Source organism: Thomasclavelia spiroformis DSM 1552, from assembly GCF_025149465.1.
Lineage (GTDB): Bacteria > Bacillota_I > Bacilli_A > Erysipelotrichales > Coprobacillaceae > Thomasclavelia > Thomasclavelia spiroformis.
In genome coordinates, this window is sequence record NZ_CP102275.1 from 1,056,048 (window position 1) to 1,070,321 (window position 14,274).

The following is a 14,274-nucleotide window of genomic DNA, read 5'->3' on the forward strand; positions in this document are numbered from 1 at the left end:
CTTTAAAATTTGGATAGTTAAAAAGGAGCACAATATTGTATAGTACTCCTTTAATTAAAGTTATTTTATTACGTGACAGCTTAGAATTCCATAATATTTAAAACATTCAACCGCTTTTTCATTAATTACTTCACCACAAATTAAAATCGGAACTGCCGGTGGACAACCAACAGAAGCTTTTGCTAAGACTCTACCAACACATTTATCAATGGGTAATGTTTCAAAAGGTGAAAGCATAGCTTCACGAATTGACATCGATACAGTCGGATAAGAAAATTGAGGTAGTGAAATATTAATTGCTTGCTTACGAGGAATTTTTATTAAACAATCAGTTAAATATTGGATATCCGTTTCTTTAAGTGAAGGGGTTAACATAAAAACAACATAGTCTGGATCAAAAAATTCCACAATTATATTTTGCTTTGTTAATAGTTCAGCAAATTCATTTCCACTATATCCATAATCCTTTGTAGCAATTGTTAATTTAAGTGGTTCATTACCAATAAGCTGATAGCCATTTTCGATAAGCTTTTGCTTCATAGTATCAATAATTGGAATAAAATCAGTTAATTTATTTGTCAGTTGTTCTAAATATACATTCGCTAAATCCAAAGATTGCAGTATCAAATAAGAAGGACTTGTAGATCCAAATAATCGAAAAGCTTCTTTTACATCACTATCCAAAAAAGATAATCGATTTTTTGATAGATGCAGATAGGCTCCGCCAGTTAATACGGGAAGTGTTTTATGAGCTGAATCACAACACATATCACAACCTAAATCAATTGGATGCAATGAAGTAGGAAGAAACTTCAAATAAGCGCCATGTGCATTATCTACTAGTAATAAGACATCATATTTATGACAAACATTTGCTAATTCAAAAACTTTAGCTTGATTACCTAAATAATCCGGTGAAGTAATATAAACAGCCACAGGTAATTGTTTAGCTTTTTTTAACGCATTATCGAGTGTATTTGGTTCAATTAGACAAGATAGATACGTATTATGGGGCGAATATAACCACTTTACTGAAAAGTCTAATAAAGCAACAGCACTAATAAATGTGCTATGTGCATTTCTTGCAGCCCAAATTAAAGGATTTTTAGATTTTTCTTTGGCATATTGTAAAGTCAGTGATAACATCGCACGAATAGCGTGTGAAGAACCTTCCGTTGAATAGAAAGTTCGTGAATTAAAAAGTTTGCTTGCATTTAATTCACTTTCTTTGATGATGCCATGGGCTTCATATAAACTATCCGCTCCAACGATTTCAGTGATATCGTAAGCCTCAAACCCTAAATAGGAAGCTCCTTTATGACCAGGCATATGAAATCGTTTGGGATTTTGCTTATTATAACTAACGATAAAATCATGAATTGGTGTTTTCATTATTCATTTCCTGAAAAAGCTCGATTGATGGCTACCATAATTGCACATTCCATTCTTTTACGGAATAACTCACAGCCAGCTTCATAGACACCGGTAATTGATCCGGTAGCATGATATGCGTTTGCTGCACAACCACCTGAGCAATAAAGTCTTGCCCAACAGTCTTTGCATTCTGGGTGGGCGTAAACGTTGCATGAAGCGAATTCATTTTGAATTTGATGATTTGTCACACCGTTCCAAATATCACCTAATTTAAATTTTTCATCACCTACGAATTGATGACAAGGATATAAATCACCCCAAGGAGTAACTGCCATATATTCAGTTCCTGAACCACACCCAGAGATTCTTTTATAAATACAAGGACCACTAGTAAGATCAATCATATAATGATAGAAAGTGAATGGATCATTTTCTTTATCGTGCTTTAACATAAGTTCAGCGAGTTTTTCATATTGATCCTTTACAATTTCCATATCTTCTTTAGTTAGGGCAGATGGATCATCGGCTGCACTTACAACCGGCTCCATACTTAGTTCACGGAAACCAAGATCTAACATAGTTTGAACATCTTTTAAAAAGTCGGGATTTGCATGGGTAAAGGTACCACGCATATAATAGTCTTTGCCACCACGGGCTTCAACAAGCTTTTGGAATTTTGGGACAATTTTTTCCCAACTTCCCTTGCCAGCATAATCCACACGATAACGATCATGGATTTCTTTACGACCGTCTAAACTCAATACTACATTACTACATTCACGATTAGCAAATTCAATAACTTCATCATCAATTAACATTCCGTTTGTTGTTAAGGTAAAACGGAAATTTTTGTTTTTTTCTTTTTCAATTGAACGAGCATAAGCCACTAAATCTTTTACCACTTGGAAATTCATTAATGGTTCACCACCAAAAAAGTCAACTTCAAGATTATGACGAGTTCCTGAGTTTTCAACTAAAAAGTCAAGAGCCTGTTTACCAACCTCAAAACTCATTAATGCACGTTCACCTTTATATTTTCCTTGACTTGCAAAGCAATACGAGCAATTAAGATTACAAGTATGAGCGACGTGTAGACACAAGGCTTTTACAACACCTGATGTTTTTTCTTTTAAAGTTCCAGCCATCGATTCAAAGGTATCATCAGCAAAAAGTTTTCCGGCATCTTTAAGTTCCGTGATTTGTTGATAGCATTCATACAAATCATTTTCACTAATATCCAATCGATCTTTATAAAGTTCTTTCATTTCTGAAATTAATGTATCTTTATCTTTATCAAGATACTTAGCTATCATTTCATAAGCTACTTCATCAACTGCATGAACAGAGCCTGAACAAACATCAAGTACGATGTTATATCCACCTAATTTATATTGATGTATCATATTTTAATTTCTCCTTTATAATATAAAAAATGTCGCCAAGTTGGCGGCATTATTTTTTGATTTAAATTACTTCTCGTTTTTCTTGTTTGTGTTTTCACATTTCTGATTAGCAATGCCACAGCTAGTTTTGCAAGCAGATTGACAAGATGTTTGACACTCACCACAACCACCGTTTTTGGCGCTATCACAAAGATTGCGAGTTTCAAGAGTCATAATGTGTTTCATAATAATAAACCTCCTAATTTATGATTTTTATAGGTATCGATATTTTATACATTATTGAATAATATCTCGGTTAAAGTTTATCATTTTTATAACAAAAAGTCCATAGCTTATTCCCATTTTAAAAAAACGAGAAAATCATTTTAATCCAACTTATTTTTCATATTTGATAGTGCTAGTAAAATCGATAGCTTTCCATATTCAAATGTTAAACCACCTTGTAAGTATAATGTATACGGTTCAATAACCGGGGCATCAGCACTTAATTCAATTGTACTACCTTGGGTAAAGCTACCAGCAGCCATAACTTCATCAAACGGATACCCAGGCATTGGTGCCGGTAAAACATGAACAAAAGAATCAATCGGACTTGTCTGTTGAATACCTTGAGTAAAACTGACTAAATTATCTTTAGTTTTAAGTTCTAAAGTTTGAATAATATCAGTACGAGATTCATCATAGCGAGGAGACACATTAGAATATCCTAGCTTTTCTAACATATATGCTGTAAATACAGCCGTTTTTAAGGCATTTTTTACAGCATTAGGGGCCATAAATATTCCCTTAAAAAAAGTATTGTTTAAATTAAAATTTGCGCCTAAGTCTTTTCCAATTCCCGGAGCAGTTAAACGCTCAGCAACCATGTGAATCAATGTTTCATTTCCAGCAACATATCCACCTGTTGGTGCAATTCCACCACCAAGATTTTTCATTAATGATCCAACAACGATATCAGCACCAACATGTCCTGGTTCTTTAGTTTCTACCAATTCTCCATAACAGTTATCTACCATGATAATAACATCTTGATTAACTGTACGGATCGTATTAATAATTCTTTCAATTTTAGAAATAGAAAGTGATTTACGATGAGAATATCCTCTTGATCTTTGAATTTCTACCAATTTAACATTATTCTCTTTCAATCGATTAATAATACTTTCATCATCAAAATCATCATTAATCAATTCAATCTGTTCATACTTAACACCATTTGCTTTTAAAGACAGACTAGAATTACCACTGATTCCAATCATTTCTTGTAAAGAATCATATGGAGCTCCAGTTAATGAAATCATCGTATCTCCATGTTTTAATAAAGCAGAAAGTGTTAAATAAATTGCATTTGTTCCACTCATAATTTGTGGGCGTACTAAAGCATCTTCACAACCAAGAACAGTAGCAAAAATTTTTTCTAATTTATTTCTTCCTTCATCATAATTTCCATATCCATTAATATCACTAAAATCAGAATAAGAAACTTTATTATCAATAAATGCAGATAATATACGGTTAGAATTTGCTAGACAAACCGCATCAATTTCCTTATAGATATCTTGTAAAACTGTATCAGATTCCTTAGCTAATTTTAGTAAATCTGGATTAATTTGTTCGAGTATCAAATATAAAACCTCCTATAAATAATTCATCGTTTATTATACACGAATATTATTGATTTGTGTTGTTATCTATGAAAGTAAATAATATATTTTATGAAATATTATCGATAGTCATAATAAACTTGATAGGTTTATTGTATTTTTATGAACAAGTTAAAAAAGCTAAATTAATATTAAATAGATAGATTAACTATTTCATACAATATTATTTTATTAAAAAATTTCCTATAACATTTGCTCATTAAATAGTATAATTTATTTAGGTATGATTTATCTTTGTTTTAAAAGATAAAAAACTAAAATCAATTGGAAATGATGAGGGGAATAAGAAAAATGAGTAATAGAGATTATATAAGAGCAGGTTTTATAGACATAATTAAAGAACAATTAAAAGAAAATTTAGAGCCTAGTACTACTAAGATGTATCAACAAATTATTGATCATGGTATAAGCGAAACAAGAGCTATTGAATTACTTGCATTTTATTTAGAAGTGTTTGTTAAAGAAAGTTATTTTGCTGATGAGTTTGATAATGAAAAATGGAAAGATTTTTTAGAAAAAAATAATCATGATTATCATATTCCTGGTGAGTATGGATTTGATGTTCAAGAAGAACGTACTAATTTACGAGCAATTACAAGAAATTATGGTAAAATAAAAACAGACGCAGTAGGAAAATGGGAAAATGAACTTTATTCAATCGAATCTTATTTATTAGCACTTTTTGAGCTATTTGAAATTAATAGTTATGAGGCAAAAAAAATCATTCATATTGTTATCAATCGATTATTCGATTTGAAAAATGGATATACTAGCGACTATACAGATTATACACATGAAGATATTTTATCATTGGCAGATGGTTTAGAACAAATATGTAACCCTTATGTAAATCCGCATTTGTATAAGTATTTGTCACAATATGTTGACTTAGAAGACAAATCACAATTTTCATTTATATTTAAAAGTGTTTTTATATCACTTGCAAATGTATTAGATACTATTATTTATTATGAAAAAAGAGCAGGAAGTGATGGGTATTTTGATTTTATAAGTCAATTTATTGATATTGAAGAATGTATCAAAGATGGTCCAGTGTTCTTTTTTAATGATGAAACATTAAAAAAATAATAATTGTTATCATGAAGTTATTTGCTTGCTAAGTATATTAATCATTTATTAAAAAATCATTCAAGTCAGCAAGCAATAAATTATAGAAATATCAAGAATGAGTAACGATTTTAAGAAGAATAGCTAAAATTACAGGTGGAAAAAAGAAATCCAAAACATAATGTCTAGAAATAGAAGAGATATTAATGCTTGAAATTATCTTTGTGTGACACTTGTTTGTATAGTTAGTTCTTCGATTAATGTGATATCGTTACTTTACTTTTTATATAAAAAATATAAACAGGGGAAGAAAAAGATATATCGAGTTATAATAAAAGTATTTTATTTTGTATATAACTTATATATAATTTACCATATTGAGAGGTAAAAATAATGGAAATATCAAACAAGTTGACTAAAGCAATTAAAGAAGTCAATTATTTAAGAGTAGAAAATGCAGCACGTTATCGTGTTATCATGCGATATTTCTTCTTAGAATATGAAAAAATACATTATTGGCTTCATAAAGAAGATATTTATGAAATGATGACAGGTCTTGATGAGTTTCAAAATTATACGATGGATTTATGTCAACAAGACTTGCAAAGTTTAGTAGAGTGGGGCAATTTAACTGCTATTCAAGATAGTCAAAAAGTTAAAACTGTTGAGGATTTTAAAAATCGTAAATATCGTTATCAGTTGACAGAATATAGTGTAGAAATTGAACGATTAACTATTCGTCTAGAAAATTTAGAAATTGAAGGCGCTTCATTAGAACCAACATTATTAGAACGAATTTATCAAAATTTATGTCAGATTAATGAAGTGAAAAATAAAAAAGATAGTGAAATTCATGCTTGGTTGCAATATTTAATTAATGATTTTATTACTTTAAATCAAAACTATCAGGATTATATTAAAACTTTAAATAGCGCTAAAGCTGAAGAATTAATGAAAACTGAAGCGTTTTTAGTTTATAAAGATAAATTAATTAGTTATTTAAGGTCATTTGTTAAAACAATGCAAGAAACAGGTAATTTAATTGCTTTGCAATTAGAAAGTATCGATCAAAATCTTTTAGAGAAATTAATTAATCAAGCAGTTAAATATGAATTATCAATTCCAAGAATTGATGTTGAATTAGATGAAAAAAACATATATGACAATTATTGTGGAAAATGGGACAGTTTTTATCGCTGGTTTGTTGGAAAAGAAGGCCAAAATGAAATTGATCGTTTAAATGATATTACTAACGAAATCATTCGTAAAATAACTCGATATGCCACTCAGATTGTTGAATTAAATAATCGTGGTTCTAATCGTAAAGAACAATATGAACATTTAGCGAAAATTTTTTTAAAATGTCGTGATATAAATGAAGCTCATTGTCTAAGTGCTTATGTTTTTGGAGTTAGTGATTGTTTACATTTAAAAAACCTTAGTCCAAGAGAGACTGATAATATAAATAGTGGCGTTTATGATGAAAAACCAGATACTCTAAAATTTGATAGTCACTCTAGAATTGTGCGTAAAAAAACAATAAGAAAACCATCAACAGATTATACATTAGAAAAAAGAATGCAGCAGTTAGAAATTGAAGAAAATATCGCCAAACAAAAAGAAAAGATAAATAAATTAATCATCAATAATCAAATTGCTTTCAATAATTTACCAGTGATTGATGAACAAACGCGTAAAACATTATTATCATGGTTATCAAAAGGGTTAGCTCAGACAAATCGAAAAGCTAAAACTGATGATGGTAAAGAATTTTACATTGACGAGCAAGAAATTGATGAAGAATGTGTTGTAAAATGTTATGATGGTAATTTTATAATGCCATCATATAAAATTGTTTTCTTGGAGGAAACTAATGAATACTAAAGAAATACTATTATCTAAAAGATGGGTTTTAAAAAAAGATGATCGGGATATGTATTATCGGATTAAAGATGATGCTAAAAATCTAAAAAGAATTTTTCAAGATAATTTTGGATATCCCCTAATTAGCCATCAAAATTTTATAAAAATTGATAAAGTTCCTGGAAAAGCTGAACCTTGGATGGGAATAACTGAATTTAAAAGTGTCGAAGAATACCGGATTTTATGTTATATTTTAATCTATTTAGAAGATAAAGATGCTGATGAACAGTTTATCTTGTCGTATTTGACGGAATTTATTCAAATGCAATTAAATGTTAGTGAAGATTATTGGTTAAAGTTTACTAATCGTAAAATGTTTGTAAATGTTTTAAAATTTTGTTTAAAAGAACAGCTTTTCATTCAAGATGATGGAGAAATGGAACATTTTATTCAAGATGAAAATGTTGAAGTTTTATTTGAAAACACTGGGTTATCCAGATATTTTATGCGTAATTTTGTTTATGATATTTTTGAAAATCAAACTCCTCAGGATTTTATGAAAGAAGATTGGATTGGGTTGCAACAAGATCGTGGAATTGTTAGAAAGCAAAGAATTTATCGAAGACTTATGCTATCGTGTGGAATTTATAAAGAAAATGAAAATAATGATGATTTTGCTTTTATACGTCATTATCGTAAAAGAATCCAAAGCGATTTTCAAGAAATTTGTCCATGTGAATTGCAGGTTTATAAATCTAGTGCCTATTTGATATTAGATGAAGAAGTTAGAATTGGAAAAATGTTTCCCAAAAACAATACCTTAGATGAAATGATCATTATTATTATGGCTTATTTAAGAAAAAGAATTAAAAACTCTGATTTAAAAAAAGATAATAATGAAATGGTCGTTATTTCTATAAGTCGATTAAAAAATACAATTGAAAGAATGATCAAGGAAAATGAAAGCTTTTTACCAGCAACATATCGAAAAAAAAGTCGATCACTATTTATTGAAGAATTATATCAATATTTAATCGAATTAGGGTTTGTACAAGTAATAGACGATAATAATATAGTATTATATCCAGTAATTGGAAAGTTAGCTGGGAATTATCAGGAGGGATAGTATGAGTGTAAGTCGATGGAAAATGAATCGTTTAGGATTAGTTGATTTCTGGTGTTATGAAGATGATGAGTTTGATTTTGAAAACGGTCATATGTTACTTAGAGGTAGTAATGGGAGCGGTAAATCGGTTACAATGCAAAGTATGATTCCTTTATTGTTAGATGGAAACCGTAGTAGTGAACGACTAGATCCATTTGGTACCCGCTCTAGAAAAATGGACACTTATCTAATCGATGAAAATTCTGACCGTGATGAAAGAATTGGTTATTTATATTTAGAATTTAAAAGATTGGCCAGTGATGTTTATAAAACCATTGGAATGGGTATAAGAGCTCGTAAAAATAAGCCACTAGAAACCTGGTATTTTGTAATTGAAGATAATCGACGGGTTAATATTGATTTTAAATTAATGGAAAACCATTTTACTTTAACAAAAAAACAATTGGAAAATGTACTTGGTAATCAAGTTATTTCTAGTCAAAAAGAATATATGCAAAAAGTAAATGATAGTTTATTTGGATTTGAAAATATTGATGATTATAAAGATGCCATTGATTTATTATTACAATTACGATCTCCTAAATTATCTAATTCTTTAAGCCCATCAAAAATTAATGAAATATTAGCTCAATCATTGCAACCACTAAGTGAAGATGATTTACGACCAATGAGTGAAGCGATAACCAGTATGGATAATCTGCAAGATGATTTACAAAATTTAAATACCAGTTATGATGCAGCTAAACGCATAAATCAGGCTTATGATGTTTATAATAAAGTTATTTTAGTTGATAAGTGGCAAAAATTTAATCGTGAAAACGAGCAACAAAATCGTATTATAAAAGAAATCAAAGATAAAGAGGTAAATTTAAATAAAATCGATATTGAATATCATCAATTACAAGAAGAATTGCAAAAAAATAAAATTAATTTAGAAATTAAACAAAGCGAAAAGAAAGATTTGATAAATCCAAACATTGAAAACATGCATAGTGAATTAGTAAATTTAAAAGATCAAAATAAAACAATTTCTATCCAAATTACTCAAAAAGAAGACCAGCATGAAAATAAATCTAATAAAGTAATTGATTTACAAAATCAGATTGAAAAATACCAAAATGAAATGTATCAGTTAGAAAAAGAATTCAATCAAATTACCAATACATTAAATCGTATTATTGAAGATTTTCCTTTTAGCGAACATAGTGTTCTTAAAGAAGTCTTAGATAATAATGAAAAAATAGACTTTGAGTACACTAAAAAATGTTTAAAACAAGAAAAAAATAACACCCAAAATATTATTAATTTATTTAATCAATACGATTCGATTCAAGAACAAATAAAAGATATTGATGATGAAATAACAATATATAATTCTAAATTAGCTAAATGGGATCAAAAATATCAAAATGCAATGAATCAATATTCAAATTGCGTTAATCAATATCAAGAATATTTTTATCAATTCAGTCAAACAAACCACATTTTAAAACTTAGCAGTTTAGATATCGAAACAATGACTAGCTACTTGATTGATTATGAATACAATCAAGAATATATGTCAATATATAACATTGTTCATAATAATTATCTAAAGCATTTGGAACAATTCACAAATGAGTTGGCTTCATTAAAAACAACGTTAAAATCGCATTATGAACAATATCAAACATTAGAAAATGAATATCAAAACTGGCTTAATAAAACTGATATTGAACCTGTTCGTGATGAATTAACAACATTATACCGTCATAATTTATCTAAAAAACAAATCGAATATATGCCACTATTTAAATTATTGGAATTTGATCAGAATTTAGACCAAGATGAAAAAAATAAAATAGAAGAATTCTTAACACAGATGCATTTATTAGATGCAATTATTATTGAAGAAAAGTGGCAGGAATTATTGCTCAATAATGGTGACTTAGGACATGATTATTATTTATGGACTAAAAATAGTCTTAGTGATTTAAAACCAGTACTTTTAAAAGTACCATTTGATAAAAATAGTTTATTACAATCATTAGAACAATTAGGAATTCAATTATCAGGAAATTTAGATATCAATGAAAGATATTTTAAAAATGGTGTTCTCGAAGGTTCTATTGATGGAAACATTAATTCTAGTTATATTGGTTTTCAAAGCCGCGAACAATTTCGTCAAAAGAAATTAGAACAATTAAAGCAAGAATTAGAAGATGAAAAGCATCAAATTGAAATAATTGATAATAAAATTAACACTTTAAACGGCTCAGTTATTTTACTAAAACAAGAAATGCAATCTTTTAAAGATGAAAAAGAACTTAAAATTACATATCTACAAATAGAAAGAACCCAAAAAGAAATTGATTTTATTCAAGATAAAATCAATCAACTAACTAAGCATAAAAATGAAAAAGAAAAAAATCTTGAAAATATCTATCAACAAATAAAACAAGGCTGTAATGTACTATTGATCAATGTTTCTAAAGGTGCATTAATAAATCGACTTGAAAACATTGAAGAATATGATAATAGTTTAGATGAGTTGAAAAATAATCTTGATCATATTAATAACATAAACTCACTATTAACAATCAATCAGGATAATTTATTAGAATTTCAAGTGGACGTTGATTTTTTAAATGCAGAAATAATTAAGTTAAAACATAACTATCAAATAAATTCAGGTAAGATTAATAATATTGAACAACAACTAAAGGAAGCAGGTTATACCGATTTACAACAAAAATTAGAACAGCTTGATCAAGAAATAGTCACTTTGCAACAAGCAATCGAAGATAATGTTTCTTTATCTTCAACAAAAAAAGCTGAACAATCTTATAATAAAGATGAATTAATTAACTTAAAGGAACAATTAACATTACAAGAAAAATATACTAAAAAATATCATGACATTTTAATGCAGGAAGTTCAATATGGCTTTATTTTTAAAGAAGATGATAATTTGTTTAAAAATTTAAAACAATTAACTAGTAAAATAAAAATAAATAAACCTGTTAATGAATATGCAACTAGTTTGCAGGGAGTTTTTTTTGAACAAGCTTCATATTTATCACAGTATCATTTGACTCATGAAGTTGATGAATTATGTCATGAAGCTGATGATGTAACTGGTCATTTTATTATTAAAGCTACTTATTTGGGAAAGAAAATTCCTTTTATTGAATTACTAAATATTCTGCAAGAACGAATTGAATCACAAAAAATGTTAATTCAAGAAGAGGATCGACATATTTTTGAAGAGATTCTAGTAAATACGATTGGTAAAAAAATAAGGGACCGTATTCAGGCTAGTCGACGCTGGATCGATAAAATGGAACGTTACATTAAAGATATGAATACTAGTAGCGGATTGCAATTGACTTTAAAATGGCAAAGTAAAAAATCTATAGATGATGATGAATTAGATATTCAAAATTTAGTTAAATTATTAGAAAAAGATTATCGTATTTTAAAAGATAGTGATCGTCAAAAAATTTCTCAGCATTTTAGAACCAAAATTGAAAACGCTCGCCGGTTAAGCCTTGATGAAAATATCTCTGCTTCATTTCATCAATTAATTAGAGAGGTAATGGATTATCGCCAATGGTTCGAATTTGTATTATACGCAAAAAAACCTAATGAAAATCGTAAAGAACTGACTAATCGAATCTTTTTTGCTTATAGTGGTGGTGAAAAAGCAATTTCGATGTATGTCCCATTGTTCTCTGCTGTTGCTGCTAAATTTGAAAGTGCTAGATTCGATGCGCCACATTTAATTGCTTTAGATGAAGCTTTTGCTGGAGTTGACGAAAATAATATTGATAATCTATTTGCATTAATTACTAAATTTGATTTTGATTATATTATGAATTCACAGGTTTTATGGGGAGATTATCCATCTTGTCCATCACTAGCTATTTATGAACTATTTAGACCTAATAATGCTCCATTTGTTACTAAAATCGCTTATAAATGGAATGGTCATGAACGACGGGTTGTTATTAAATGATGTTAAAAGAATGTATTGAATATTTTAAACATCCTGGCTTTAAAAGATTCAATCAAGCTTGGATTAAAAAATATCAAAGTTTGGGACATTTAGGTGGTCAAATTACTTTATTTAATTTATCATCTTTAGAAAAAGAAACAATTGGTGCTTTTCTTGGAACTGATTTATCTAATGGAACATTAAAAATAAGTTATAGAAAATTTAATCAATTATTACAAGAAACAAAATTTGAAGGAATAGATTATCTTGATGTTTTAAATCATTTAGATAATAAACCAATTATTACCAATAAAGAAATAAAATCTAAAAAAATACTATTAATTGAAAACTTTAAAGAGTATTTTTTGACCAAGTATAGTCAAGATCACTGTTATCCGTGGTTATTAGCATATTTAAATAATGATGCTCAAGTAAATCGGTATATTTATAAAAATAAAAATGAGTTTTTAAAAGAATTAGATAAGATTGCTACAGCATTAAATAACTTACCAGTTTATCAAAATCAATATCTTTTATTACCAGTTTTTAGTCAGAGAATCACTGGAGATCCACATTTTTTTGATCAGGATTTTCATAAAAAACTATTAATAGATGGAATCACAGTATTATTAAAAACTGATAAACAAAAACTCACATTACATAATATAAACGATATATTATTTCAAGCAGGATTACTAAAAGACGATTTGTCAAATAACTGTTATATTTGCCATCTTAAGCCGGACACTGCTTCAAATTGGGAAGGGTTTTATCAAAACTATGAGCCATGGAATATGAATCTCTATAATTTGATGCAAGTAAAACAAAAGTTTAAAGCAATGAATGTTTATATTGTTGAAAATCCATCAGTTTTTCGGGTCTTAGTAAATTATATTAAAGATAAGCAGCTAGATGTAGGATTGATTTGTAGTAATGGACAAATTAATCTATGTACGTATATGTTATTAGATTATTTAAGCCAAAGTGGATGTATCCTATATTATGCAGGTGATTTTGATCCAGAGGGATTACTAATTAGTGATAAATTGAAACAAAGATATTTAGATACACTTAATTTGTGGGGATATAGTAAAGAAAATTTTTATCAAATTTTATCTAAGCAACAACATCTTTTTAGTAAAAGAATGAAAAAGCTTTATAATCTTCAAACTCCTGTATTAAAAGATATTGCTGATTTAATAATTAAAAATGCTGCTTTTGGCTATCAGGAAGGTCTAATTTCTTTCTATAAAAAAACAATTAGGTAAAAGGGGCTGTAACGAATAAAGATTTTTAATCTTTAGACGTTACGCCTTTTTTTGCCTGATATCGTATATTTAGAAAAAAAATAAAGTTATCCGTATTTAGATAACTTTTTTGGTACTATAAAAACAACATGTATTTTTTACATGTTTTTATTTAGTTTTTTAGGAAATTGACATCTCCTTCTTTTTCATCTTTTTATTGTGGTATTTTCGTATATTATAGGCAATCCCTATTAACAGCAGTTCTGTTTTTACATTTATGTTCCCTCTTCTTTTTAATCGGACATAATCCATATTCTGCTTTATTATTCCAAATGTCCCTTCTGACTGTATACTTCTTTGCTTTTTCATCTCTTTTCCTTCTTCGGTTCCAAGATTTTCATCTACTTTATCCTGCATTTCATTTAAGGCATAATTTATCTGTATTTTTCTTTGCTCCTTTGCCTTTGTACATTTTTCTTTTACTTTACAGTCATGACATTTACCACACTCGAATACTCTGCTGATTGTTAATGTCAATATAAAATTCACCAAA

At 28.3% G+C, this 14,274-nt stretch carries 9 protein-coding genes and 1 pseudogene; 5 read left to right on the forward strand and 5 right to left on the reverse strand.

Annotated features, from left to right (window positions below):
* Positions 1-60: 60 nt before the first annotated feature.
* From NQ543_RS04850 to NQ543_RS04865, 4 genes are all read right to left on the reverse strand, one after another.
* Positions 61-1,392: an aminotransferase class V-fold PLP-dependent enzyme gene (locus NQ543_RS04850; protein WP_004610035.1), complete on the reverse strand. Its 1,332-nt coding sequence runs from the start codon at positions 1,390-1,392 to the stop codon at positions 61-63.
* Entirely contained in the window at positions 1,392-2,777 is a 1,386-nt protein-coding gene (gene scfB / locus NQ543_RS04855) for a thioether cross-link-forming SCIFF peptide maturase (RefSeq protein ID WP_004610034.1), read from the reverse strand. Before scfB ends, NQ543_RS04850 begins: the two co-directional genes overlap by 1 nt.
* 66 nt (positions 2,778-2,843) lie before the next feature.
* On the reverse strand, positions 2,844-3,002 hold the full coding sequence (gene scfA / locus NQ543_RS04860) for a six-cysteine ranthipeptide SCIFF (RefSeq protein WP_083784286.1): 159 nt from the start codon (positions 3,000-3,002) through the stop codon (positions 2,844-2,846).
* A gap of 140 nt (positions 3,003-3,142) precedes the next feature.
* A complete protein-coding gene (locus NQ543_RS04865) occupies positions 3,143-4,402 on the reverse strand; it encodes a methionine gamma-lyase family protein (protein WP_004610032.1) in 1,260 nt (419 codons plus the stop codon).
* Between the two features lie 330 nt (positions 4,403-4,732).
* On the opposite strand from NQ543_RS04865, the gene NQ543_RS04870 reads away from it, so the two are divergent.
* From NQ543_RS04870 to NQ543_RS04890, 5 genes are all read left to right on the forward strand, one after another.
* Positions 4,733-5,530 carry a hypothetical protein gene (locus NQ543_RS04870; protein ID WP_039904285.1) on the forward strand — a complete coding sequence of 266 codons (798 nt, stop codon included), beginning with the start codon at positions 4,733-4,735 and terminating at the stop codon, positions 5,528-5,530.
* Positions 5,531-5,902: 372 nt separating this feature from the next.
* Positions 5,903-7,393: a TIGR02677 family protein gene (locus NQ543_RS04875; RefSeq protein ID WP_004610030.1), complete on the forward strand. Its 1,491-nt coding sequence runs from the start codon at positions 5,903-5,905 to the stop codon at positions 7,391-7,393.
* Positions 7,383-8,498 carry a TIGR02678 family protein gene (locus NQ543_RS04880; protein WP_004610029.1) on the forward strand — a complete coding sequence of 372 codons (1,116 nt, stop codon included), beginning with the start codon at positions 7,383-7,385 and terminating at the stop codon, positions 8,496-8,498. The genes NQ543_RS04875 and NQ543_RS04880 overlap by 11 nt, the downstream gene beginning before the upstream one ends.
* Position 8,499: 1 nt before the next feature.
* The gene (locus NQ543_RS04885; protein ID WP_004610028.1) at positions 8,500-12,495 is read left to right on the forward strand and encodes a TIGR02680 family protein; all 3,996 of its coding nucleotides are present in this window, start codon (positions 8,500-8,502) and stop codon (positions 12,493-12,495) included.
* Positions 12,492-13,742, forward strand: coding sequence for a TIGR02679 domain-containing protein (locus NQ543_RS04890; protein WP_004610027.1), 1,251 nt, complete (start codon positions 12,492-12,494; stop codon positions 13,740-13,742). The genes NQ543_RS04885 and NQ543_RS04890 overlap by 4 nt, the downstream gene beginning before the upstream one ends.
* Positions 13,743-13,901: 159 nt before the next feature.
* Here NQ543_RS04890 and NQ543_RS04895 read toward each other — a convergent pair.
* Positions 13,902-14,252, reverse strand: a pseudogene (locus tag NQ543_RS04895) (transposase); the annotation flags it as partial.
* Positions 14,253-14,274 lie beyond the last annotated feature (22 nt).